The following is a 24,660-nucleotide window of genomic DNA, read 5'->3' on the forward strand; positions in this document are numbered from 1 at the left end:
AATGGGGAACTTTATTATAAATCAATCAGTTAGCTGCCAGATGGAAAGCTGGCAGCAAAACAGGCAGGGCTTTCCGGGTCAGGGAATGTGATAACCCATAGGCTTATTTGAATCATGTTGTAGCCAGACCTTGTTGAGCCAGTTTTCTTCACCCAACCAGTCGATCACCCAGCGAACGCCATTGCCCATGGTTTCTCTGTTCCAGGCAAGATAGCAACTATCGTTCATGGGAATATCGACATCTTTACGAACCAGTAGCTCCTGCTCAATATAAGGCTGGGCAAAATGGCTTGGCAATAGGGTTACGCCCAGCCCTTTCAACAGGCATTCAATCGCCATACGAAAGCTTGGCATCAGCAGCAGATTCTGGTCTTCCAGCAGCAGGTTATAACCCTGACGGAATACACGAGACGTGTCCTGAATACAGATGGAGCTGTACTCTCTTAGCATCTCTTCATTAATAGGAGAGTCTACTTTTGCCAGAGGGTGATCCGGTGCCATGACCAGGTCCCAGTTCAGTTCCCCCATGGACTTCCATTCAAAGCGGTCACTGCTGAGAATGTTGTCAGGAATCTGTTTGGGCGCACCAATCACCATCTGACAACGATTGTGGAACAGAGCATCCCAGGAACCGTTATAAACTTCCGTGTTAATCGTCAGGTGAGTCTCTGGACGAATAGCCTGAAGATCCCTGATCAGGTCATACACCATTCCCTGGTTCACAACATTATCAAGAGCAATTTTGATCTCATGCTCCCAGCCGGAAGCCAGTTGTTTGGTAGTGTTTTCCAGCTCTTCCAGGTCAGCCAGCAGCTGGCCGGTGTGTTTGATGAAGTGTTCTCCGGCAGGGGTCAGCTCCACCCGTTTGCTGTCACGCAGAAACAACTGCACGTCCAGCCGTTCCTCCAGCTTGCGTACGGTATAGCTAATAGCAGAAGGGACTTTGTGAAGATGTTTAGCGGCCGCTGTGAAATTTCTAAAATGGGCGACAGCCCTGACAATTTCCAGGGATTCCGTTGGGATCATAGGGAGAATACTGCTATAGGAAATGGTTGAATGCGCTACAGAATATCGGTTAGTGGCGCTTAAAGGGAGTGCTGAGATATAAATTTTTTGAATATCGTCATTGCAGCAGGCGTTTGTTGTTTTTATGCCTGCTGAGTGAGAACAGTGTTTATAAACTATTTATAGCGTTAGATTTTACCGGTTTGATCAACCCGCACTTCGTTCAACAAGTTTTTTTTCCGCATGATTTCCAGGTAGTTCAGAACAAACGGGATCAGCATCAAGGCATAGGCCAGAGCAACGCATTCAAAAACATTGCCGCCAGACAGCTTGAGGGCAGAAGCAATAAGGCCACCCCCCGTCATACGTGCAAAGCCGTCTATAGCAGCAGCCAGACCAGCACAATGCTTAAAGTGTTCAAGGGTCAGTCCAGAAGCCGTACCAAAAATCAGGTTGAAGCCAACAGCACCAATCGCTGAAGCCGGGAAGAACCAAAGCGGTGAATCGCTGGAAACAGACAGAATGGCCATTGCACCCAGCACTGCCATAAACGCACCCACACCAATGGTTCTACGTCTGCCAATACGGTCAACCAGTCTTGGTGCATAGAAGCTGGTGGCAAACTGCAGGATACCCAGACTGCCAAACGCCATAGCAAAGCCAAACTCATCCATGCCCGCCATATTCATGGCAACAAAAGGTGCATTAGTGGCGTAAGCCAGAATGCCGCCCATGGTCAGCATGCCGGTCAGGGAATAGATCAGGAATTGTCGGTGAGTCAGAATCTCTTTAGCCTGCTGATAGAGAGAACTGGGTTCTTCATGATGCTCGACCGGAGCCGGTCGCCCTTTGTTCATCAACTTAAAGGCAGCCAGAAAAATAATCGAACTAAGAACTGCCATAAAAATAAAGTTGGCTTCCCAACCCCATTGAATAGCAAGAACACCGCCCAGCATGGGCGCCAGTGTTGGAATAGTACCGATCATGCCGCCCATGTAACTGATCCATTTGCCCGAATCATGAGCGTTGAAGTTGTCGCGAACCCAAGCAAATGCGGTGACAGCACAGCCTGCGGCACCAAAGCCCTGTAACACTCTGGCGCAATACATAACGGTCAGGTCACTGGCGATAGAACCAAGAATGCTGCCCATTACATACAGGCCAATACCCAGCAGCGCAGAAAAACGACGGCCATATTTGTCTGACAACGGACCTGCAAACAGTTGGCCCACTCCCATACAGATCATGAATAAAGAGATCGTCATCTGCATGGCTGAATCGCTGGCTGAAAACAGCCGAGCCATTTCAGGCAGTGAAGGCAGATAAACATCAATGGCTAATGGGCTCAGAATAACCAGTGAAAAAATGACCGGTAATGCAGAGCGGCGGGATTCGGGCATCAATAAACTCTTTGTGAAATTATCAGCCAACAGGCTGTAAGTGTGTGAACACACGTAATCGAATACTAAATTGCTGTTCGCCCACCGCAGGTGGGCAAACAACATATGAATTCGTAGGTTCGAGTACTGGGAATGAGCTTATTGTCGGTTGTTAGCTCTATGAACTAAAGTGATACCTTTTCATTTACAGATTTCCATTTGGGAATATCTTGAAAGTTTAATATCAGGCCTCACTACTGGAAAGCCTATGTCGTTGTTGGAGCTGTCCCGAATTAACCTGAACCTGTTGGTATGCCTGCAGGCACTGCTGGAAGAAAGAAGTGTGACTAAAGCGGCTGACAGGCTGAGTCTGAGCCAGTCGGCGGTGAGTAAAAGCCTGTCCAAGCTGCGGCAGATCACGGGAGATGAGTTATTCACTCGAACAGCTCATGGGCTGACGCCAACTGTGAGAGCGCTCTCTTTGCAGAAACAACTGCGCCCGGTCATGGATGAGTTATGGAACATCATTCAACCCGAGAGCTTTGACCCTGCCAGCTGTGATCGCTATTTTCGAATTGCTCTGCCGGAAACAGCCAACCAGCTGATTTTCCAGCAATCACTGGCAGAGATACTGGCTCAGGCTCCGGGTATCAAAATCAAGATAAGTAATCTGACCATGAATGACCTGAACAGTCTGGCTGCAGGTGATTTTGATCTGGTGGTGCTTCCCCATGATCTTGAGTGTGGGCAGCAGCGGTTGTCAGGACTTCATTGTCGAAGCCTGCATACTGACGAACTGGTGTGTCTGGTCAGAGACGGGCATCCCTGTCTTGAGCAGGAGTGGAACCTTGATCAGTGGATCTCGCAGGGGCATATCAGCATAGGTTCAGTGACCGTTACCCAGTCAATTATTGATCAGACTCTTGAGAAGAGAGGTCTGCGCAGAAACATGACCATTGCCGTAGATGACTTTCACAGTGCGACAGGTGTCTGTGAAAGCAGTGACCTGGTATTTGTTTCTTCTGGTCAATGGGGGCGTTATGCAAAGCCTCGCTACCGTGTTCAGGTTTTGCCTATGCCCTTTGAAATAGAGCCGATTACCTACGAACTTTACTGGCATCAAAGGCATCACACGGATCTTGCAAATCAGTGGTTGCGGTCTTTTTTTATTGGTCAGGCGTGTGAATTAATGATTTGATGTGCAAAATGATTGAATGCACGTCCAAAATTACTTGCTTTATTAATAACCAGTCTCTGCCTAGTATCTGAATTCGCTTTGACAGCACGGCCTTGCCGGGTCTGTCTTCCTGTTTGTCTGTACTACACTGTTGCCTGTTCCCGTAGTACAGCGAGAGGGCAGGAGGCGAATTGAGTTTGCAGTCCACGCTGCAGGCTCAGGTGGATGATCAGCAAAATAACCTCTGTGTCTCGCAGGGGTTTTTTTGTTTCTACACTAAACTGGGTTACTGACGACACCCCTCCCTGCCATCTAGCGCACTAGGCATTGCGCACCTTAAACGGGTGCCTCTCTGTCGTTGATACCCTGTGTTGTCACAACATTTATTCGTTGTGTACGACATATTGTTTCAGTCATTTGGCTGACTTCGATCAAGCGGTTCAAATGACACTTTTATGTCCCCTGACTGAAAGGACAGATACATGACCGACCTCACTGCTAGCAGCCGTCAAGCCCTGCAACTGATGGACCTGACTTCCCTCAATGACACCGACACTCCGGAAGTGATCATTGATCTGTGCAAGAAGGCCAGCACACCTGCCGGCAACACCGCTGCAGTTTGCGTTTATCCACGTTTTGTCCCTGTTGCCAAGAAGACCCTGAGAGAACTGGGTCTGAACGACGTAACTGTTGCCACAGTTACTAACTTCCCGGCAGGTGGCGATGACATTGAAATCGCCGTTACTGAAACTCGTGCAGCTGTCGTATATGGCGCTGACGAAGTTGACGTTGTTTTCCCATACCGCGCCCTGATGGCTGGTAACGAAGAAGTTGGCTTTGAGCTGGTTCGTCGTTGTAAAGAAGCCTGTGGCGATATCATGCTGAAAGTCATCATCGAATCCGGTGAACTGAAAGACCCGGCCCTGATCCGCAAGGCCAGCGATATTTCCATCAAGGCCGGTGCAAACTTCATCAAGACCTCTACCGGTAAAGTAGCTGTTAACGCTACTCCTGAAGCGGCCCGCATCATGCTGGAAGCTATCCGTGACAGTGGCAAAGACGTTGGCTTCAAGCCAGCCGGTGGTGTTCGTACCGCTGAAGACGCTGCTGAGCATCTGGCTATTGCTGCTGATGTTATGGGCGCTGACTGGGCTGACCGTAACCACTACCGCTTCGGCGCAAGCAGCCTGATGACCAGCCTGCTGGTGGCTCTGGGTCTGCAGGAAGCTCAGGAAGACAAGGGCGGCTACTAAACAGTAGCCAGCTCCAGCTGTTGAGGGTTTCATAGAGGAAACCCTCACTGCCTGCATATGACATGTTCTGCGGAGCGTACTTCGGCCATATGCAAGCCTGCCTCTTAGCTTATTTGAGTGAGAATATATTCGTCACCAACGGCGACGAATGATCATGTTTCACTCATAGCTGATTATGAGGGACTATAAAGCCGTCTACGTTCCCGCAAAACCCGGCGTCGCCCGCCCTTCCTTGTTTGTGGCCCGGGTAAACATGTCAACCAGGCAAATGGAGTAGAGCATGTTTCTTCCACAAGAAGTCATTCGTCGTAAGCGTGAAGGCTTGGTTCTCAGCACTGAAGAGATCCGCGATTTCATTCTGGGTGTTACCGACAACACCGTTTCTGAAGGTCAGGTGGCAGCCTTTGCCATGGCAACCTTTTTCAAAGGCATGAACATTGAAGAACGTGTGGCCATGACGTGCGCCATGCGCGACTCTGGCCATGTAATGGACTGGTCTGCGGACAATCTCGGCGGCCCGATTCTGGATAAACACTCCACCGGCGGTGTCGGTGATGTTGTCAGCCTAATGCTCGGCCCAATGGTCGCAGCCTGTGGCGCATTTGTTCCCATGATTTCCGGTCGAGGCCTCGGTCACACCGGTGGTACGCTCGACAAGCTGGATGCTATTCCCGGCTACACCACTATGGCTTCTGAAGAGCTGTTCCGAAAAGCGGTTAAAACCGCAGGCGTTGCTATCGTCAGCCAGACTGGCGAACTGGCACCTGCCGACAAACGTATTTACGGCATCCGTGATGTAACTGCGACCGTTGACTCCATCGACATGATTACTGCCTCCATCCTGGCCAAAAAACTGGCTGAAGGTCTGGACGCACTGGTCATGGACGTTAAGGTAGGCAGTGGCGCATTCATGCCAACTTTTGAAAAGTCTGTTGAGCTGGCTGAAAGCATTGTAAAAGTAGCGAATGGTGCTGGCGTTAAAACCACTGCGTTGCTAACTGATATGAACCAGGCTCTGGCTTCCAGTGCCGGTAATGCTGTGGAAGTTCGCGAAGCGGTTCGTTATCTGACCGGCGAATATCGCAATGCCCGTCTGCACGAAATCACCATGGCTCAATCAGCAGAGCTGCTGGTGACAGGTGGTCTGGCTAACGACATTGATCAGGCTAAGGAAAAACTGACTGTTGCACTGGACTCTGGCAAGGCGGCTGAGATCTTTGGTCGCATGGTTGCTGGTCTGGGTGGCCCTGCCGACTTCGTTGAAAAATACGACGAATATCTGCCAAAAGCGTCTATCATCAAACCTGTTTATATGGCTGGTGAAGGCTATGTGTCTACCATGGATACCCGTGAAGTGGGTATGACTGTGGTTCAGATGGGTGGCGGTCGTCGTGTTCCTACCGACACGCTCGATTACTCTGTGGGTATGACAGAACTGTGCCTGTTGGGTGACAAAGTGTCTGCTGACAAGCCAATTGCCATGCTGCACGCAAGCGATGAGTCCTCCTGGGAGTCTGCTGCTGACATGCTGCGTAAGGCAATTACTCTGGGTGATTCTGCTCCTGAAGCAAACCCGAGTGTATACAAACGCATTGTTTGATCAGTCACTCTTTGAGGCGGTGTCTTTGAAAAGTCTGGCAACCTGACCGTACTCTTCCCGTACGACTGCAGGAAAGTAGTAAGACCATGGCTTTTCATTGATGAGAGTAAGGGTGCCGAGTAATTAATAGGTACTTTTCACTGATACAAAATGCGATATTCTGAGCAATAATTAGACAAGAATTTTTACGCAGGCATTTTCGGTTCTGCGAACTATTCAGGAATAGGTGTCTCTGATGAAACGAGCAATTGTCCTGGTTATGGATTCATTTGGTATTGGTGCTTCTGCCGATGCTGATCAATTTGGTGATGTGGGCTCTAACACCATTGGCCACATCGCTAAAGCCTGTGCGGAAGGCAAGGCTGATATTGGCCGTAAAGGTCCTCTGAGTCTGCCAGTGCTGTCCAGTCTGGGTCTGGCTCACGCAGCTAAAGAATCTGCCGGTGTCTTCCCGATGGGTATGAACACCGATGTTAATATCGTTGGTGCATACGGCTACGCAAAAGAAATCTCCAGTGGTAAAGACACGCCAAGTGGGCACTGGGAAATGATGGGCGTTCCGGTTCTGTTCGACTGGGGCTACTTCACCGACACCGAAAACAGTTTCCCGCAAGAATTGCTGGACGAACTGGTTGAGAAAGCAAACCTGCCAGGTGTGATCGGTAACTGCCACTCTTCCGGAACCAAGATTCTGGAAGACCTGGGTGAAGAGCACATGAAGACGGGTATGCCAATTGTGTATACCTCCGCTGACAGTGTGTTCCAGATTGCCTGTCACGAAGAAACTTTTGGTCTTGAGCGTCTGTTGGACGTTTGCAAGATCGCTCGTGAAATTCTCGAGCCATACAACATTGGTCGTGTTATTGCCCGTCCATTCGTTGGTGACGACGCAGGTGATTTCCAGAGAACCGGTAACCGTCGTGACTTCTCTGTTCTGCCTCCTGCACCAACCCTGCTGGATAAGCTGGTTGAGAACGGTGGTGAGATGGTCAGTGTCGGCAAGATCGCTGATATTTTTGCTCATCAGGGCGTGACCAAGAAGCTGAAGGCTACTGGTATCCCAGCTTTGTTTGAAACCACCATGCAGGCTCTGGAGTCTGCCGGTGATAATTCCATGATTTTCACCAACTTCGTAGATTTTGACTCTTCGTTTGGTCATCGTCGTGATGTTGCCGGTTATGCCAAAGCTCTGGAAGAGCTGGACGCCATGATGCCGCGCCTGCTGAATGCCATGGGTGAAGACGATGTGCTGATCATCAGTGCAGACCACGGTTGTGATCCTACCTGGCCGGGTACTGACCACACTCGTGAGCATATCCCTGTAATTGTTTACGGCAAGAAGGTTAAGGCTGGCTCTCTGGGCGAGCGTGAAACTTTTGCTGACATTGGTCAGAGTCTGGCAACTTACTTCGGACTCAAGCCAATGGACTACGGAACCAGCTTCCTGGGCTAATCTGTAGATTTAAATTCAGGTAGCCTGATCAAACGAAACGTTCAGGCTACCTCTCTTTCCCCCTTGAAGAGGTAACAACCATGACTCCGCATATTAACGCCAAGCCAGGTGCTTTCGCTGACGTTTGTCTGCTGCCAGGTGACCCACTGCGCGCCAAGATGATCGCAGAGGAATTCCTGGAAGGTGCCGAGCTGGTAACTGACGTGCGTAACATGTTCGGTTACACCGGCACTTACAAAGGCAAAAAGGTTTCTGTAATGGGTTCCGGTATGGGTATTCCATCCGCATCCATTTACTACAAGGAACTGATCACCGAATACGGCGTAAACAAGCTGATTCGTGTGGGTTCTGCTGGCGCTATCTCTTCCGACGTTAAAGTACGTGACGTTGTTATCGGTAGCGGTGCTTCCACCGATTCCAAAGTAAACCGTATCCGTTTTAACGATCACGACTTTGCTGCGATTGCTGACTACGACCTGCTGTCCAATGCTGTAAACGCTGCTCGTAAGGCGGGTTCTTCCGTTAAAATCGGTAACCTGTTCTCTGCAGACCTGTTCTACAGCCCTGTAAACATGTTCGATACCATGGAAAAGATGGGTATCCTGGGTGTTGAAATGGAAGCTGCTGGCCTGTTCGGCGTGTGTGCTGAATACGGTGCCAAAGGTCTGGCTATCTGCACTATCTCTGACCACATCCGTACTGGCGAAGCTCTGCCACCGGAAGAGCGTCAGAACTCCTTCAAGGAAATGATCACTATCGCTCTGGAATCCATTCTGGAAGACTGATCATAGTGTTGAGGTTGGTATTGTAATGATGCCAACCTCATTTTCTGACACCTGTTGTGTATAGCTGTGTTACCCATTTCTGCTTTACCTGCTTTAGCATTGTTAATCCTCTCTTAAAACACTCTTCCTGATTAAAACTCGATCTAAGCAGTTCCAATCTCTTTAGAGTAAAAGTCGCTATTATTCCGCCTTTCGTTCGGTGGAGTGGTATCCATGTCTGCGCTGCATTTTTCTGTTAAACGAACCTACCCTCTCTTATTAATATTATGTGTTTTTTTATTGGCGGGTTGTGCCACTGACCATAATGGTGGCAGTAAACAAATGAAGGTTCTGGATTTTACCGTCCTTCATACTAATGATAATCACGGTAAATTCTGGCGTAACAAAAAGGGTGAGCTGGGTATGGCCGCCCGTAAGACGCTGGTGGATCGCATAAGAAGGGAAGTTGAAGCCAAAGGTGGCAGGGTTCTTCTACTGTCTGCTGGTGATATTAATACCGGTGTTCCGGAGTCTGACATTCAGGAAGCCAAACCTGATTTTATCGGCATGAACATGATCGGTTACGACGCGATGACTCTGGGTAATCATGAATTTGATAACCCTCTGCCGGTACTGTTGAAACAGGAAAAATGGGCGAATTTTCCCTTTGTTGCCGCCAATATTTACTATGAAGACTCAAAAAAGCTGGTGTTCAGACCCTGGCTTGAGAAAGACCTGAAAGGTGTAAAGGTTGGGATTCTTGGGTTAACCACCGAGGATACTGAAACTATCGCTGCCAAGGACAACATTAAGAATCTGGATTTCCTGAATGCAGTAGATACTGCCAAGGCGTGGGTGCCAGTCCTTAAAGAAGACGACAATATCGATATAGTAATCGCCCTGACTCATATGGGGCACTATCCCAATGCCAGGCATGGTGACAATGCACCTGGTGATGTAACTCTGGCCAAGGACGTTGATGGTATCGATATCATTGTTGGTGGTCATTCACAGGACAAGCTACAACGTGCAGATGTGAAAAACAGCACCTATATCTTTCAGGCCAAAGACTGGGGCAAGTTCGTTGGTCGTGCTGATTTCAAGTATTACTACCTTGACGACTATGACGGTAAAGGAAAGCGAAAAGGTGTTCTTAAACTGATTAATTACCGACTGCTTCCGATCAACCTTAAGAAGCCGATTCTGGTTAATGGCAAGGAGAAATGGGTGACTATCGAGGCTGCCATTCCTGAAGACAAAGCTGTTCTCAAAGCTCTTAAGCCATATCAGGATAAGGCAGGAAAGTTGCTGCAGAAACCTGCAGGTGAGCTGGATAAAATCCTCAGCGGTGCTCGTAGCCTGGTCAGAGGCGGCCCAGCTGCTTTAGGCAATCTGATTGCCCGTGCGCAAATGGCCAAAGCCAAGGCAGACCTGGCGATTATCAACGGTGGCGGTATTCGTGCTGACCTGCCTGCAGGTACGCTCACCGAAAAAGATGTTCTCACCGTTCAGCCCTTCGGTAACATGCTTTGTTACGTTGAGCTGACTGGCAGGCAGCTGAGAAATTACATTGAAGACGTTGCGGATATTCGTGGTATCAGTGGCGGCCTTGCACACTTTGCTAATGTTAAACTGACCATGGAAGGGGATAAGTTGACTCGACTTTTGATTGGTGGAAAGCCTGTGAAAAAAGATAAAAAATATCGGCTGGCCATCAATGAATACTCTGCATCCGGCGGTAATAATTGGCCAGACCTTTCTGAGAATCCAACCTTTGTGAATACAGGTTACACCGATGCAGTCGTACTCAAGGAGTACATCAAGAAACACTCACCTTTGAAAGCGGCCAGCTATGTGCCAGTAAAAGGCGATATTGTCAGGAAATAGTTCAGGTATTAGCTATGCTGATGCAGTTGTTAACTTAAGTGTGTCTATACACTTAATCGAATATTAGATTGTTATTTTCCCGCGTTGGCGGGGAAATAACATGTGGGTTCATATGTTCGGGTATTTTTCGGCATCAGGCATGAACGAACCAGATATCAAGTGTGAAAGACTGGCTCCTTCAGAATATCAAAAGCGTTTTTCTGATATTAAACCTGCTTTCAACCAGAATCAGGCTCTGGTTGAAAGCAGTCGATGCCTTTACTGCGAAGCCGCTCCCTGCGTTCAGGCCTGTCCTACTCATATCAATGTGCCGTCGTTTATTCATCGAATCAATACAAACAATATCGATGGTGCAGCCAAAACTATTCTTGAAGCGAACATATTTGGTGGCAGCTGTGCCCGTGTCTGCCCCACAGAAATACTCTGTGAAAAAGCCTGCGTTCGTAATTTTGAACCTGAATGTCAGCCCATCCAGATAGGCCGCTTGCAGCGATACGCTATTGATAATTTCAGTCAGGAACAATACCCCTTTCAGAGAGCTACACCTTCAGGAAAAAAGGTCGCTGTTGTTGGTGCTGGCCCGGCCGGAATCAGCTGTGCTCACGGGCTCGCATGCATGGGGCACGATGTCATCATTATTGATGCAGGTACTAAGCCCGGTGGGCTGAATGAATATGGCATTGCAGCTTATAAGCTGGTGGATGACTATGCACAGGAAGAAATAGAAAAGATCACTGAGATCGGTGGTATAGAGTGGAAGCTCAATACGCACCTCGGCCTTGATATTCAGCTTGATACTCTGCGAGAACAATACGACGCCGTATTTCTGGCCATTGGGCTGTCTGACAAAAGAACTCTATCCCTTTCTGGTGAAGAGTCTGCAGGAGTGAAACACGCCGTTGACGACATTGCTGAATTGAGACGGACAGAAAACCTTTCCCAAATTTCTGTAGGAAAGCGAGTTGTCGTTATTGGTGGTGGCAATACAGCTATTGATATCGCCTGTCAGATAAAAAGACTGGGCGCAGAAACGGTCGTTATGGTTTATCGGCGCAGTGTGGAGTGCATGTCTGCCACCTGGAAAGAACAGAAATTTGCCCTGCTTAATGGAGTGGAAATCAGAACGAATTGTCAGCCTGTAGCCATACAGCATGACTCGGGTAAAGTGACCGGGCTGTTGTTAGACCAGACTGTGGGCAATTCAGATTCAGCAGAGCGGATCAGTATTGATGCGGACATCATTTATCGAGCTATAGGTCAGACGATGTGCTGTGAACATCTGGCTCTTGATAAAGAGATACCCGAGATACAAAACGGTCGAATCACGGTTGATGAGCAGCGAAGAACAACAGTGAAAGGAGTCTGGGCTGGTGGTGACTGTGTCGACTTTGGAGAGAATCTGACTGTTCAGGCTGTGCAGCATGGTAAAGAAGCAGCCGCATCTATTGATCGTTACCTGAAGACAGGAGGCTGAATCATGGCTGACCTCAGTTGCAGCTTTCTGGGAATAGAAAGCCCTAATCCTTTCTGGCTGGCTTCAGCTCCGCCTACAGATAAAGCGTTGAATGTTTACAGAGCTTTTGAAGCTGGGTGGGGAGGCGCTGTCTGGAAAACGCTGGGTGAGGATCCCCCACCGGTTAATGTTTGCTCAAGGTATTCAGCCCATAAAAGCAGCAGCGGAGAAGTTATTGGCATCAACAATGTAGAGCTGATCACTGATCGACCATTGTCCGTTAATTTGAGTGAAATTCGACAGACAAAGAAAGACTGGCCTGATAGAGCTCTGATTGTTTCGTTGATGGTTCCCTGTGAAAAGAAGTCATGGCAGGACATTCTGAAACAAGTAGAGGATACGGGTTGTGATGGTGTGGAACTGAATTTTGGCTGTCCCCATGGCATGCCGGAAAGAGGTATGGGGGCAGCTGTTGGTCAAGTTCCTGAATATATTGAGATGGTGACTCAATGGTGTAAGGAAAGCACAGACCTGCCAGTTATTGTAAAACTGACGCCTAATATCACCAATATCACTCTTTCAGCATCTGCTGCAAAAAGAGCAGGTGCTGATGCCGTATCACTGATCAATACCATCAACTCTATTACGGGTATAGATCTGGATAGCATGACTGCCCTTGGTGCTGTAGGTGATAAATACACCAGTGGTGGTTACTGTGGGTCAGCGGTGAAACCAATCGCTCTTAACATGGTTGGGCAGATTGGCAGACACCCTGAAACAGCAGGGATTCCTGTTTCCGGTATTGGCGGCATAAGTAACTGGCATGATGCTGCGGAGTTTATTGCTCTTGGGGCGGGTAATGTTCAGGTATGCACTGCTGCAATGCTCAATGGGTTCAAGGTCATCTCTGATCTAACGGATGGCCTTTCACAGTGGATGGACAGCAAAGGGTATAAAGCGCTGAATGATTTTCGCGGAAGAGCTCTTGCTGGATTAACCGACTGGAAGTATCTGGATCTTAATTACAAGACAGTGGCTCATATTAATCAGGAGCTCTGCATTCAATGTGGTCGCTGTTTTGCCGCTTGCGAAGACACAGAGCATCAGGCTATCTCTGTTAAACCCTTGTCAGGTGAAGGCTGGGAAAGGCGATTTGAAGTGCAGAAGGAGCAGTGTGTAGGCTGTAATCTCTGTCAAATAACCTGCCCTGTAAATAACTGCATATCGATGGTTAGAGGAAACGAAGGCAGTGAATATTTGCCTTGGGTTCGCCATCCAGCGAACCCTCTGACAGAGAAACCTTAAGCCTTTTCCAGGCTAAGAGGGGTTGACTGATTAAAACAGCACAAATTTGTAATCCAGCCAAACTCTCAGGTCATTTTCTTCTTTGCCAATGGCTTTTCTTAGCTTCTCATCATTGCGATACATGCCATATTTCAATTTGAACTTAAGGCCTTTCAATGGCTCAGGGAATTTGTACTGCACCAGGAAGTCATGTTCATGCTCAGTTACACTGCTTTTGTTGCCTTGCTTATCTTTTACATCGAAGTCACTACCGTGGGTATAAGCATAACCGAGAGTTAAGCCGGGTAAGCCTGTCTTTGTCATGTCCAGTGTGACGCCAAGCATCCAGGCCAGTTCGTTGTCATAGTAGAAATCCTCGGCAAAGGCACTGGTTGGGATATCCCAGATACCGTGGGTGTTTTTCCCAAAATCATAGTAATACTTGCCGGGAGCAGTGTAGCCATTCTTGTAATTTAGCAGACTGGATTCTGCCTTGGTTTTAGTGACAGCAGCTTCCAGTGTCCAGTCTTCGCTTGAGAGCTCAGCAAACAGGCTACCGACAGTAGCATTATCATCAAAGGCTGGGGCATACCATGCCGTCTTGTTCCACAAGTCACCGTTCTTTTTGGTGTAATAGACTTTACCACCGAGGCTGAGTTTCATCTCTTCAACCAGTGGCATAGTCCATTTCACACCAACATTATGGGCTTGCAGATAATCTTTGGAGAAGGCGTTGCGGTATTTCACTTTAATTGACTGGTCGTTGGGTAGCTGGAACTTCCTGGCAACTTCTGCCCCCCATATATAGTCAATTTTTTTGTCATTGAAGTTGGTTAGATCCTTGAATTCGTCGGTATTACGAAGGGATATTTGATTAACCCAGGCCAGCCCGATTTCGGTACCGAAGTATTCGGCCTCAAAGTTGACACCCTGCCAGGTAGTGGGCGCTGAACGTGAGCCAGAACTTGAAATCAGACCGTTATAAATGATCTGACGACCCAGTTTTACGTGGCCGTTAAATCCTTGTTCCTTATCACCGTACTTCAGGTCAGCCCATAGCTGCTTTACCTGTGTATAGCCTTTATTGTCGTCTAGTAGCAGCTGGTTAGAGCGGTTACTGCCAACATCCCTCAAGGTGTCAATCTTTGCGACGCCATAGGCAGATGCTCCAATGGCAAAGAAGTCATTCAGATAGCCGGATTTCAGGTCCAGCCAAACAGCTCCTGTCCATGCGCCTGTCAGGTCCCGGTTATCTTTTGAGGATTTTTCTGTGTTTTTGATGTTGTAGTAAACAGTTCTTAATTTTCCGCTTAAAGAGGCATCATCAATAAAAGAGTTGCCGGTATTAAACAGGTCATTGGAAAGCACTGACGGTGAGGCTAATGAAAGTGCTGAAACTGAACAAGCCAGAAGAGATTTTCTAAATAAAAGAACAGACAAAACGTACTACCTGTTGTTACTCGAAATAATCTTTGTGGCTTTAGTATAGTGATCTATCTGAAACAGGTAGGTGAAATTGTCGCGCAGGCTATGGGTAACAGGCGATGTGTCGTTTATTGTCTCGCCTGTTATATGGGATGTAGCTTATTTCGTGTAACTTATTTTTTGAAGTCTATTTTGTGAAATCTATTCTAAATAGTTGAATAGAAGTATTTAATTGGCAGATTCAATCAGAGACTTGGCTTTCTCTTTGGCTTTTTCATACCAGTTTAGTGCAGCCTCTCCGGTTTCAGTGTCTTCTGCCTGAGACTTCAGGTCAGTAGCCTTTTCTTTTAGCTGCTCATAATATTCAGCGACCTTTTCTTTTACTGCAGGAGTCGCCTGTTGCAGCTCGTCACGTACATCATCAATAGTGCGGTGTGAAGCATTAGCAATTTTGCTGATATAGTCTTCGAAAATAGCCTTGGTTTCACTGGGTGTGAGTGCTTCTGACGCTTTATCTCTGGCAGTTGCGTAAACGTCCTGCAGAGCAGGAGGTAAATCCTGAAGACGGTATTCTTTTCCGTTATACAGGATGGCCAGGCCTTCATCTGAAGCTGGCAGGGAAACTGACAAGGTTAGTAAGGCTGCAGCAATGACTTTTTTTATCATGGTGATCGAATGGTTACTCGTGAATATTGAGTTTACTTAAAGAGTATTCCAGAGAGTATCGAAAATAATCTGCTGGGTTCTGGCAATTTCGTTGGAATCAATAACGACAGCCACCGGGTAATCTTTGGAAGCCAGAGAAATCATAGCCACTTTGGGTGGGTAGATGGCAATGTAACTAGCATCTATTTTATCGCTGGTCTCAATCCACTTTCTTTCCGAAAGTTCCGCATCCTCACCGCCATCACCAATAGCTATTACCTTAACATCGATCTTCTTACGAATACGCTGCTGGGTGTAGTTTGGGAAGGGGCGGTACAGGTGTTCTCGAATAGGCTTCGAAGAAAAAACGCTGTAGCTGCGCTGCTCCTGCTTTTCCACAGTATGAAGAATGTCTTTCAGAACAAACTCGATACCACTGTCACCTTCATAAAAACGAACATTGCCTGAGTTAAAGTCCGGCTTCAGATGGTTCAATTGAGGAATCAGAGTGTGTTTCATTTCCTCGATTCCCTGCTCAAGGAACTGCTTCTTCTCTTCAGCCAGATCAAGCAGCTTCTCTGGCGGTTCGGCACAGAAAACCCGGCGCTTTCCTTTTGGGAAGTAACTGACTATCCCTTTGCCTGCCATGGCCTTCAGGGTCTCATAAGTGGTGCCACGGTTAATGTCTGCTTCAGCAGCAATATCCCGAATGGAGGCTGTGCCCAGCTTAAGAAGAGCCAGGTAAAGGCTTATTTCTTTCTGGTCCAGTCCCAGTTGTTCCAGTATGTCGAGGTTCATATTGTCAATTTTCCAATGACAAACACAGTTGTGTTATTAGAGATATAGGATAAGCTAAATCCAGTAATATCGAAAACTGTCAGTATTAATCATGACAATTAATATCAGAACAAAACAAACAGATATTTGTCTGGTGACATACCTTGTATGAATACTGGTGACACGATAGAGCGTTAGTCCTGCTGAAAGCCCCATTACCAGAAGTTAAATGGAATGAACCAATGACCGTTTCGTCTGAAACGGTCATTTGCTTTTGATGACAGGACAGGGAATTACGACGTAACAGAATTGAGAGTAAAAATGAGAGCCGACATTGTCATCCTAGCTGCCGGACAAGGCAGCCGAATGAAATCCAGCCTGCCAAAGGTTCTGCATGCAGTGGCCGGTAAGCCCATGCTGGAACATGTCATTAATACAGCGCAGAAAGCCCAGCAGGCATTGGGTGAAGGCAAGATACACGTAGTGATCGGTCATGGTGCTGATCAGGTAAAAGCTAAGCTTGGACATTACGATCTGAACTGGGTTGAGCAGACCGAACAGCTGGGCACAGGCCACGCTGTGCAACAGACTGTTCCTGGTTGTGCAGGTGCAGACGTCGTTCTGGTTTTGTACGGAGATGTACCGCTGATTCAAACCTCTACTCTGAAAGCGCTGCTGTCCGAAACAAAAGAAGATCAACTGGGTCTGCTGACCATCAACTTACCGAATCCAATGGGCTATGGTCGTATTGTTCGTGACGGGCAGGGTTCTGTAAAAGCCATTGTTGAGCAGAAAGACGCTTCTGAAGAGCAGTTGCTGATCGATGAAGTCAACACCGGCATCATGGCCATTCCAGGCAGCAAACTGCAGAACTGGGTTATGGGTTTGGGCAACAACAATGCCCAGCAGGAGTATTACCTGACTGATGTTGTTGAAAAGGCAGTCAGTGAAGGCTGCACGGTTACTCATGTTCAGCCGGAAAAATCCACAGAAGTGGAAGGCGTCAATAGCCGTATTCAGCTAGCCGAACTGGAAAGAGCTCATCAGAAAGAACTGGCTACTGAGCTGATGATTTCTGGCGTCACCCTGATTGATCCGGCTCGTCTGGATATCCGTGGTGATGTGAAAGTGGGCCGTGATGTGCTGATCGACATTAATGTTGTTCTGGAAGGCAACGTAGAGATAGGTGATAACGTCACTATTGAACCTGGCTGTATTATTCGTAATTCAACAATTGCTGCTGGCTCTATCATCAAAGCTAACTCTCTGCTGGAAGAAGCAGAAGTTTCCGCAGCCTGTGAAATCGGCCCATACGCTCGTCTGCGTCCAGGAGCGAAGCTGGAAGAGAAAGCCCGTGTGGGTAACTTTGTTGAAATCAAAAAATCCATCATTGGCGTGGGCAGCAAGGTTAATCACCTGACCTATATTGGTGATGCTGAAGTTGGCGAGGGCGTCAACATTGGCGCAGGTACCGTTACCTGCAACTACGACGGCGTGAACAAGCACAAAACAACTATTGGCGATGGCGCATTTATTGGTACCAACAGCTCACTGGTAGCACCTGTAAATATCGGTGCCGGAGCCACTACCGGTGCAGGTTCAACCATCGCTAAAGATCTGGAAGACAACCAGTTGGGCGTCGCTCGTGCGAGACAGCGCAATATTGATGGTTGGCAGCGTCCGGTCAAGAAAAGCTAAAACCAAATTCCGTAGGTTGGGCTGAAAAGCCCAACACAAAGTGTCTGGACAAACATTTGATTTGTCTGAACATCTTAACGAGTAAAGAATTTAAAATTAAAGGTAAGTGAACTATGTGTGGCATTGTTGGTGCAGTAGCACAAAGGGATGTGGCTCCTATTCTGCTGGAAGGCCTTCGTCGTCTGGAGTACCGCGGATATGATTCCGCTGGTGTAGCGATTATTAACGACAGTGGTGAACTTCAGCGTGTACGTCGTACCGGTAAGGTTTCCGAGCTGGCTGATGCTATTGCAGAAACTCCGGCGCCGGGCGGAACAGGTATTGCTCACACTCGCTGGGCAACTCACGGTGAACCTAACGAACGCAATGCACACCCTCACGTTTCCGGTGAAAACATCGCCGTTGTGCATAACGGTATTATCGAAAACCATGAAGAACTGCGCGAAAGTCTGAAGGCTGAAGGTTATATCTTCGCTTCCGATACCGACACCGAAGTTATTGCTCATCTGGTCAACCTTGAGCAGAAATCTGCAGCCACTCTGCTGGAAGCCGTCCAAAATACCGTGAAAAAGCTGGAAGGTGCTTACGGTATGGTAGTAGTGGACCGTACTGATACTGAGCGTCTGATCGTTGCTCGTTCCGGCAGCCCTCTGGTGATTGGTCTGGGTCTGGGTGAAAACTTCATCGCTTCTGACCAGCTGGCTCTGTTCCCGGTTACCCGTCGCTTTATGTATCTGGAAGAAGGTGATGTTGCGGAAATCACCCGTGACTCTGTTTATGTATACGACGTATCTGGCGAAGCCATTGAGCGTGAAGCCAAGGAAAGTGATGTAGAACACGACGCTGGTGATAAAGGTCAGTACCGTCACTACATGTTGAAGGAAATCCACGAACAGCCAGACGCTATTGCTAACACCCTGGAAGGTCGATTGGGTGAACATAAGCTGAATCTGGATGTGCTGGGTAAGGATGCTATCGAGATCCTTAAAAAGACCAAAGCCGTACAGATTGTTGCCTGTGGCACCAGTTACCACGCAGGTATGGTAGCTCGCTACTGGTTTGAAGAGCTGGCAAATATTCCCTGCCGTATCGAGATCGCTTCCGAGTTCCGCTACCGCAAGTTCTTCGTGCCGGAAGACTGCCTGTTTGTAACCATCTCCCAGTCTGGTGAAACGGCTGATACTCTGGCAGCTCTGAAGCTGGCGAAAGAGTTGGGCTACATGGCATCCCTGAGCATCTGTAACGTGCCAGGTTCTTCCATGGTTCGTGAATCAGACATTTCCCTGATGACTCGTGCTGGTGCCGAGATTGGTGTGGCTTCCACTAAAGCATTCACCACTCAGTTGACCACTCTGTTGATGCTGGCTACTGCGGTAGGCCGTTATTCAGGCATGAGTGAGCAGCAGGAATCAGATATTGTTAAGGCTCTGCGTGAACTGCCTCAAGTCATCAATAAGTCTCTGGAAATGAGCACTGATATCGAAGCCATGGCGGAAGACTTTGCTGATAAGAACCACGCATTGTTCCTGGGTCGTGGCAGTCAGTACCCCATTGCTATGGAAGGTGCGCTGAAGCTGAAGGAAATCTCCTATATTCACGCTGAAGCTTACGCCGCTGGCGAACTTAAGCACGGCCCTCTGGCTCTGATTGATAATGAAATGCCGGTTATCGTGGTTGCACCTAACAATGACTTGCTGGAAAAGCTGAAGTCCAATATGGAAGAAGTGCGTGCTCGTGGTGGTCAGCTCTATGTCTTTGCTGACAAGGAAGCACGACTGGTTGCAGGCGACGGTATCAGTGTATGGCCAGTAGAAGAGGTTGCAGAGATTGTTGCACCTATTCTTTACACCATTCCTCTGCAATTGCTGTCTTACTATGTAGCTATCATCAAAGGTACAGATGTGGATCAGCCTAGAAACCTGGCGAAATCAGTCACTGTGGAATAATTGAGATATCAGGGCTTAGTGATAAGCTGAGCCCTGTGACAGGTGATGATGTATGGCTGGTCTCAGGCTATATGTCATCACCTTCAAAATAGCTCTTTTCGAAATCTTCGTTATTTAACTGCCCGCTTTCCTTGTTCATCCTTTGTTATTACAAATGAATCAAACATAAGGCCATCGGCGTGGAATGCACGGTATCTGATCTCTTTTTCGCTGACATCAATCAACTGATATAACTGGTTATTCTGCTCTGTCACATCAGCCCACTCAGCTCCGGCGTCGTACATCTTTGGGCCACTGACGGAGACAGCGTAGACAGGTCCCTGACGATCAAAAAAACGCCCTCCTGTGCTCAGGTTATTGCCTCGAGCATAAGCATGGTCATGTCCCTGAAGCACCAGATCAACACTGTATTCTTCATAAATACTTTTAAACATCAGGTTGAGAGGAATGCTGGCTGTGCGACCTTCTTTGGCAGACGACATAGGATGATGTTGAAAAATGATGGTCCAGCGGTTTGGATTGTTCTTTAAGACTTTTTCTAGCCACAGTTTTTGCTGCATGGTTTTAACTATAGGGTCTTCAGACATAGACTGCGTATTCAGGGAAATAAAGCGTGTTCCCTGATAATCGATGTAATAAACACTGTTCTTCAGCTTACTGTTATCTGGTCCGTTACCGGGAAAGGTGAAGTGTGTATTCCACTGGGGAGATAAATCTCCATCTTCGTACTCGTGATTACCAGGTGTGGCAATGGAAGGAATTGAACCATTGATCCAGCCGGCAGAGTAAAACCACTGCCCCCACTCCTGATCATCCAGAGCATCATTGACCAGATCGCCAACGTGCAAAATAAAATCAGCCTTCGGCATGTCTGAATAAGCCTGACGAATAACCCGTGACCAGCGGGATTTCAAATCATTCTGGGCGTCGCCAAAATAGATAAAACTGAAGGGAGAGTTATCTGCTTTAGACGTTTTAAACTGTATCCATTCAGACCAGACCTGACCATCTCCTACTCGATAGACGTAGTTTGTTGCTGGCTCCAGCCCCTGAAACCGGACACTGTGATGGTAGGAAGTGTAATGCTGGGTTTTCAGGCTGGAAGTAATGCCTTTGATGGTCTTGCTGTCTTGCTCGATATAGGGAGAGCCGCTGGATTTTGCGATCTGTGCCAGAGCTGTTTCTGTATTGTTATCTGTACGCCAGTTAACCGACCTTTCTGTTGCAGGGTCACCGCTTAGAGTGAGTATGATGCGGTCGGGAACCGGCGTGGGCTGGTAGGTTTTGATCTCTATCTGTGTCAACTCTTCCTGTTCAAAATGGGCTGACGCATTGCTTGTGAGTAAAGCCGCAGAACATACCAGTAATACAGAAAAAGTTTTGTGAAGCATAATTCTCCCTGGCGGCTTGGCGCCTGTATCTTCCCGGTTTTTGATTGCACACTTGATTTCGCCAGTTTATGAGGTAATTAAGGCGTTAGTGTGTCAGGAAGCTTTCAAGTCAGTGACAGTGTGATTCTGATGTATTGTTTTTGATCGACTGTAATGCAGGGAATGTGACAGGAATGTTTTATATCCAGGGATGGATGGTATGCAGGAAATGCAGGAGCAATTTCCTGTGATATTCAGGGATGGATGGTATGCAGGAAATGCAGGAGCAATTTCCTGCGAAAGCCTGCAATGTGCAAAACCTGAGCATTTAGAAAGAAATCACCAGATCATTGCTTTTGGGGATCGCCCTATTAGTTCATTTTTCATGTAATCGGGGATGATGAATGTATTGTTGGTAAGAGTACTCCAGTTGTTGCTCCAGGCTGACTCGCTAAAAAGCAGTGACAGGTCGGCTTCTATTTCTTCTTTAGATATACTCTCGCCTTCTATCAGAGAGGCCAGTTCACCAGCAGCAACAGCACGACTTGTTCTGGCCGCTTCTGATAAAAGCTTCAGTTTTTCCATTAGCCCTTTCATTGTTTCAGGATGTTTGATTTCTGGTTTTTTCTCTGCCCATTCATAGGCAGCATCCAAACTTGAGCCGTTTGTCAGGTCTACTTCAGGGCCACAAGTTGATAACCAGATTTCTTCAGTTGGAAACAGGTAGTCAATATCAGCCTCTGTGCAACCTTCTTCACCCAGTAGATGTTCCATGGCAAGAGGGAACTGATCATCTTTTGTATCCAGTGGCTTCATTGCGCAGAATTGTTCAAAGGCTGTTTTTTTCTGAAGCTTTTGTTGAGGCAGCTCTTTACTTTCATAAAGGCTTACTGCCGCTTCTTTATTTCGCATGGCGTTGATAGCCTTGTACGCACTACTTCGGTTTGCTCTCTCACTTGCAGGTATCAATGGCAGTAAATCTACGATAAATCGACGCACCTCTGCTGAAGTTCTGGGTTTGTTTGTTTCTACTCTCAGCTGAAGTGCTGAAATTTCAGCTGGCACATGTAACAGGTAGCCACCATTCCATATAACCGGCCATAGTTTCGGCCCTGGTGAGGCATTCAAGGCTTCAGCAATTTTTTGCTCTGACACTTGTGGCGTTATATTACTGGAGAGCCATTTTGCAGATTTTTCTATGGAGTCCCAGCACTCTTCAGGCAGGTTTTTGAGTTTTTCATAAATGCCTGTGACGGTTCCAAATTTATGGTCTGCAGAGAGGCATTTGTGACTTTTTTCAAGCTCTTCTGCAAACTTCTGATCATTCATGCATTCTGGAGAGTGAATATGAATGGTGCGATCATCAAAATCTGCTCTGGCTTCTGTTGTTGGGGTTCCGTCAGGGTGAAGTAATGGATACATCTGCTGGTTTTGAGGGTCAAGAATAACGAAGCGGCCTGATGACTTCATTCGAAGCATATAGAGATAATGACCGCCACCGCCAGGAGTCTGTTTATGAATAATATAGCGGTCGCAATCAAGAGCTTTTAACGCAGACCGTTTTTGATCCGCCCCCTTATTAGTCTGTCCGGTAAAAGCAGCCTTGAAAAAGCCTTCAACGTCATTTTGGAATTGAGCTTTGTAAACAGGGTCACCAAGATCATCCGTTAGGTACCAGCCAACAACAGGTGAGGTCTCTGAATTGTTATAGGGAATATCAATCTGAGCATTAACCGAAATAACGGGTTGATATTTTCCTGTGCGGAAAAAGCATTCCAGTGAATTTGCAAAACTCTGGCAGTTAGAATTGCCATCCAGCTGATGCTCATAAAGTGTTTCAATCATGTCGTTAAAGACTTCAAGTTCTTTATGCTCTTCTTGCGTGACTAAAACTGGACGTATTAGAAAAGCATGATTAAGAGTGGTTATATGTGTTTGCCAATAAGCTGATGAACATTGCTTTTTGATTTCTGCAGTCGCAGCCTCTCTGGTTAATTGGCCATATCTGAATTTGAGTATTATTTCTGTTGCTTTCTGCTGTTGGGAAAACTCTGTGTCATTTTGGAATTCTTTTAAATGATCAAGCTCTTTGAGTTTCTCTGCAAGTGCTTCTTCAAACGTAGCTTCATCCTGTCCATGGGCGTTAAAGGCTGGAGACATGGCTCTATCAGGTTCCCCTGCTGAAACTGCTGTAGTTTCCAACCGTTGTTTTAAATCAGTCAGATCAGGCGTTGGCTGATCTCGTACTTGTAGACTCATTAAAACACTGCTTTCTGATTGAGTTTTAGCCATGTAGTCTAAAAATATTTCATATTCCTCTTCATCTTTAGGCGCTAGCAATTTCATTGCTTTAACTATTTCAAAGCCCATCTTGAAATAGGTGTAACTATTGGGGTCTCTTTTAAGTGCTCGGATTGCTGAAGAATCCATCATCGGGTTGGAAATGATGTGCTGAAACCCTTCTCTGCCAATACCAAAGTCTTTTTGTAAGTTGCTCAGTACTGCCTCATAAGCTTTCATTTGACCAGCCAGATTTTTATGACCGATGTCACTGACATTATAATTTCGTGTATAAGCCATAACAGTGGCCAGAGGCAATTTTGATAAATCGGCTAATCTATAGTGGACGCGTGTTGGCCGTTGCGATGAAGGCTCTTCTACAGGGATCTTCTTTTTTAGACGATTGGCAACAATTTTTTTGGTATGGGCATGTGGTTTTTTAAGTGCTTCTGGAAAATACTCTTTTCTCTGTAATACCGATGCCGGCAAATTATGCTGGAGTTCATTAATAGTCTTATTCAATACTGACATTGCTGAATCACTGATATTATCAAACTCTTCTTTCAGATTTTCCACAGAAGTATCAAACTTCACTGAGCAATGATTCAGCCACATATTTCTAATATCTGCAGCTTCACTGTCAAGAAACTCATGCAGGTGTTGCTCCCAGTCTGGGTCTCGCTTATGAGTAATTCGACAGAACTCATTGATAAGCGCTTCAGTCTTTTTCTTGATGAGTGCTTCACTTTCTTTTTTCTTAGATGGGTTTGGGTCATAATCCATAACCGCTTTCATCAGTTCGACTTCAGTATCCTGTAGCTCACTGATTGAACTGGATGAAATGGATTTAGACAGTTGCTGCCAAGACTCCATAGTCATGTTGGGCTGGACAACATCTGCACTTCTGCTTTTTACCTCTTTAAGAAATGGGTATTCCTCAGTAAGGCTGCTGTTATCCCAGTGGTTCACTCTTTCTAATGCTGGCTTGCTGAGCAGTTCATTTTCTCTTGTTATATAATGCTCTACGGTTCTACAAAAAGCAGAGTGCTTGCTTTCAGTTGGGCCAAAAAGGTACCCCCGCTTTTCAACCGATAACTTTCCCTCTTCATAAATGGGGTAATCATCGGCAACGTTTTCACCTTTACCCTTTAGATCATCATAAAAATCCCTGAACGACCTTGAACTGTATGGCTCTACCCCTTGCATATTGAATTACCTTTTCAGCTATTCATGTAGATAACTCAAAGGCTAGTAGATACCTTTA

General features: G+C 47.0%; 17 protein-coding genes. 10 read left to right on the forward strand and 7 right to left on the reverse strand.

Annotation, left to right across the window (positions count from 1 at the left end):
* Window positions 1–78: 78 nt before the first annotated feature.
* Together EOPP23_RS00140 and EOPP23_RS00145 are read right to left on the reverse strand one after the other, a co-directional pair.
* Window positions 79–1,026, reverse strand: coding sequence for a LysR substrate-binding domain-containing protein (locus tag EOPP23_RS00140; protein ID WP_153763951.1), 948 nt, complete (start codon window positions 1,024–1,026; stop codon window positions 79–81).
* Window positions 1,027–1,193: 167 nt separating this feature from the next.
* Window positions 1,194–2,405 carry a multidrug effflux MFS transporter gene (locus tag EOPP23_RS00145; RefSeq protein WP_194842439.1) on the reverse strand — a complete coding sequence of 404 codons (1,212 nt, stop codon included), beginning with the start codon at window positions 2,403–2,405 and terminating at the stop codon, window positions 1,194–1,196.
* A 247-nt stretch (window positions 2,406–2,652) separates the two neighbouring features.
* Between EOPP23_RS00145 and EOPP23_RS00150 the strand changes: the two genes are divergently transcribed.
* The 8 genes from EOPP23_RS00150 to preA all read left to right on the forward strand — a co-directional run bounded on the left by EOPP23_RS00150 (window position 2,653) and on the right by preA (window position 13,276).
* Window positions 2,653–3,582 carry a LysR family transcriptional regulator gene (locus EOPP23_RS00150; protein ID WP_153763953.1) on the forward strand — a complete coding sequence of 310 codons (930 nt, stop codon included), beginning with the start codon at window positions 2,653–2,655 and terminating at the stop codon, window positions 3,580–3,582.
* 461 nt (window positions 3,583–4,043) lie between these two features.
* Window positions 4,044–4,814: a deoxyribose-phosphate aldolase gene (gene deoC / locus EOPP23_RS00155; RefSeq protein WP_153763954.1), complete on the forward strand. Its 771-nt coding sequence runs from the start codon at window positions 4,044–4,046 to the stop codon at window positions 4,812–4,814.
* A 280-nt stretch (window positions 4,815–5,094) separates the two neighbouring features.
* Entirely contained in the window at window positions 5,095–6,414 is a 1,320-nt protein-coding gene (gene deoA / locus EOPP23_RS00160) for a thymidine phosphorylase (protein WP_153763955.1), read from the forward strand.
* A gap of 235 nt (window positions 6,415–6,649) precedes the next feature.
* On the forward strand, window positions 6,650–7,867 hold the full coding sequence (locus EOPP23_RS00165; protein WP_153763956.1) for a phosphopentomutase: 1,218 nt from the start codon (window positions 6,650–6,652) through the stop codon (window positions 7,865–7,867).
* A gap of 80 nt (window positions 7,868–7,947) precedes the next feature.
* Complete coding sequence (deoD, locus tag EOPP23_RS00170; RefSeq protein ID WP_153763957.1) at window positions 7,948–8,652, forward strand: purine-nucleoside phosphorylase; 705 nt, start codon at window positions 7,948–7,950, stop codon at window positions 8,650–8,652.
* A 213-nt stretch (window positions 8,653–8,865) separates the two neighbouring features.
* Window positions 8,866–10,518, forward strand: a complete 1,653-nt coding sequence (gene ushA, locus EOPP23_RS00175; RefSeq protein ID WP_153763958.1) for a bifunctional UDP-sugar hydrolase/5'-nucleotidase UshA — start codon at window positions 8,866–8,868, stop codon at window positions 10,516–10,518.
* Between the two features lie 139 nt (window positions 10,519–10,657).
* Entirely contained in the window at window positions 10,658–11,992 is a 1,335-nt protein-coding gene (locus tag EOPP23_RS00180) for an NAD(P)-dependent oxidoreductase (protein ID WP_153763959.1), read from the forward strand.
* A 3-nt stretch (window positions 11,993–11,995) separates the two neighbouring features.
* Complete coding sequence (gene preA / locus EOPP23_RS00185; RefSeq protein ID WP_153763960.1) at window positions 11,996–13,276, forward strand: NAD-dependent dihydropyrimidine dehydrogenase subunit PreA; 1,281 nt, start codon at window positions 11,996–11,998, stop codon at window positions 13,274–13,276.
* A gap of 30 nt (window positions 13,277–13,306) precedes the next feature.
* Here preA and EOPP23_RS00190 read toward each other — a convergent pair whose 3' ends face one another.
* The 3 genes from EOPP23_RS00190 to EOPP23_RS00200 all read right to left on the reverse strand — a co-directional run bounded on the left by EOPP23_RS00190 (window position 13,307) and on the right by EOPP23_RS00200 (window position 16,123).
* On the reverse strand, window positions 13,307–14,695 hold the full coding sequence (locus EOPP23_RS00190; RefSeq protein WP_153763961.1) for an OprD family outer membrane porin: 1,389 nt from the start codon (window positions 14,693–14,695) through the stop codon (window positions 13,307–13,309).
* Between the two features lie 213 nt (window positions 14,696–14,908).
* Window positions 14,909–15,346 (reverse strand): hypothetical protein, encoded by a 438-nt coding sequence (locus tag EOPP23_RS00195; RefSeq protein ID WP_153763962.1) that lies wholly within the window; start codon window positions 15,344–15,346, stop codon window positions 14,909–14,911.
* A gap of 36 nt (window positions 15,347–15,382) precedes the next feature.
* On the reverse strand, window positions 15,383–16,123 hold the full coding sequence (locus EOPP23_RS00200) for a TrmB family transcriptional regulator (RefSeq protein WP_153763963.1): 741 nt from the start codon (window positions 16,121–16,123) through the stop codon (window positions 15,383–15,385).
* Window positions 16,124–16,423: 300 nt separating this feature from the next.
* On the opposite strand from EOPP23_RS00200, the gene glmU reads away from it, so the two are divergent.
* Window positions 16,424–17,800: a bifunctional UDP-N-acetylglucosamine diphosphorylase/glucosamine-1-phosphate N-acetyltransferase GlmU gene (gene glmU / locus EOPP23_RS00205; protein WP_153763964.1), complete on the forward strand. Its 1,377-nt coding sequence runs from the start codon at window positions 16,424–16,426 to the stop codon at window positions 17,798–17,800.
* A gap of 113 nt (window positions 17,801–17,913) precedes the next feature.
* On the forward strand, window positions 17,914–19,746 hold the full coding sequence (glmS, locus tag EOPP23_RS00210; RefSeq protein ID WP_153763965.1) for a glutamine--fructose-6-phosphate transaminase (isomerizing): 1,833 nt from the start codon (window positions 17,914–17,916) through the stop codon (window positions 19,744–19,746).
* Window positions 19,747–19,856: 110 nt separating this feature from the next.
* Here the strand turns inward: glmS and EOPP23_RS00215 are convergent, their stop codons facing one another.
* Together EOPP23_RS00215 and EOPP23_RS00220 are read right to left on the reverse strand one after the other, a co-directional pair.
* The gene (locus EOPP23_RS00215; protein WP_153763966.1) at window positions 19,857–21,137 is read right to left on the reverse strand and encodes a metallophosphoesterase family protein; all 1,281 of its coding nucleotides are present in this window, start codon (window positions 21,135–21,137) and stop codon (window positions 19,857–19,859) included.
* A 318-nt stretch (window positions 21,138–21,455) separates the two neighbouring features.
* A complete protein-coding gene (locus tag EOPP23_RS00220) occupies window positions 21,456–24,602 on the reverse strand; it encodes a hypothetical protein (RefSeq protein ID WP_153763967.1) in 3,147 nt (1,048 codons plus the stop codon).
* Window positions 24,603–24,660 lie beyond the last annotated feature (58 nt).

It is taken from the genome of Endozoicomonas sp. OPT23, from assembly GCF_009653635.1.
Taxonomy (GTDB): Bacteria; Pseudomonadota; Gammaproteobacteria; order Pseudomonadales; family Endozoicomonadaceae; genus Endozoicomonas_A.

What these genes read in the sequence shown, in the direction of transcription:
- EOPP23_RS00140 (WP_153763951.1), bottom strand. Translation starts at nt 1,026, where the DNA reads ATGATCCCAACGGAATCCCTGGAAATTGTCAGGGCTGTCGCCCATTTT.
- EOPP23_RS00180 (WP_153763959.1), top strand. Translation starts at nt 10,658, where the DNA reads ATGAACGAACCAGATATCAAGTGTGAAAGACTGGCTCCTTCAGAATAT.
- EOPP23_RS00215 (WP_153763966.1), bottom strand. Translation starts at nt 21,137, where the DNA reads ATGCTTCACAAAACTTTTTCTGTATTACTGGTATGTTCTGCGGCTTTA.
- EOPP23_RS00220 (WP_153763967.1), bottom strand. Translation starts at nt 24,602, where the DNA reads ATGCAAGGGGTAGAGCCATACAGTTCAAGGTCGTTCAGGGATTTTTAT.
- EOPP23_RS00150 (WP_153763953.1), top strand. Translation starts at nt 2,653, where the DNA reads ATGTCGTTGTTGGAGCTGTCCCGAATTAACCTGAACCTGTTGGTATGC.
- EOPP23_RS00165 (WP_153763956.1), top strand. Translation starts at nt 6,650, where the DNA reads ATGAAACGAGCAATTGTCCTGGTTATGGATTCATTTGGTATTGGTGCT.
- glmU (WP_153763964.1), top strand. Translation starts at nt 16,424, where the DNA reads ATGAGAGCCGACATTGTCATCCTAGCTGCCGGACAAGGCAGCCGAATG.
- ushA (WP_153763958.1), top strand. Translation starts at nt 8,866, where the DNA reads ATGTCTGCGCTGCATTTTTCTGTTAAACGAACCTACCCTCTCTTATTA.
- EOPP23_RS00145 (WP_194842439.1), bottom strand. Translation starts at nt 2,405, where the DNA reads ATGCCCGAATCCCGCCGCTCTGCATTACCGGTCATTTTTTCACTGGTT.
- preA (WP_153763960.1), top strand. Translation starts at nt 11,996, where the DNA reads ATGGCTGACCTCAGTTGCAGCTTTCTGGGAATAGAAAGCCCTAATCCT.
- deoA (WP_153763955.1), top strand. Translation starts at nt 5,095, where the DNA reads ATGTTTCTTCCACAAGAAGTCATTCGTCGTAAGCGTGAAGGCTTGGTT.
- deoC (WP_153763954.1), top strand. Translation starts at nt 4,044, where the DNA reads ATGACCGACCTCACTGCTAGCAGCCGTCAAGCCCTGCAACTGATGGAC.
- glmS (WP_153763965.1), top strand. Translation starts at nt 17,914, where the DNA reads ATGTGTGGCATTGTTGGTGCAGTAGCACAAAGGGATGTGGCTCCTATT.
- EOPP23_RS00195 (WP_153763962.1), bottom strand. Translation starts at nt 15,346, where the DNA reads ATGATAAAAAAAGTCATTGCTGCAGCCTTACTAACCTTGTCAGTTTCC.
- EOPP23_RS00200 (WP_153763963.1), bottom strand. Translation starts at nt 16,123, where the DNA reads ATGAACCTCGACATACTGGAACAACTGGGACTGGACCAGAAAGAAATA.
- deoD (WP_153763957.1), top strand. Translation starts at nt 7,948, where the DNA reads ATGACTCCGCATATTAACGCCAAGCCAGGTGCTTTCGCTGACGTTTGT.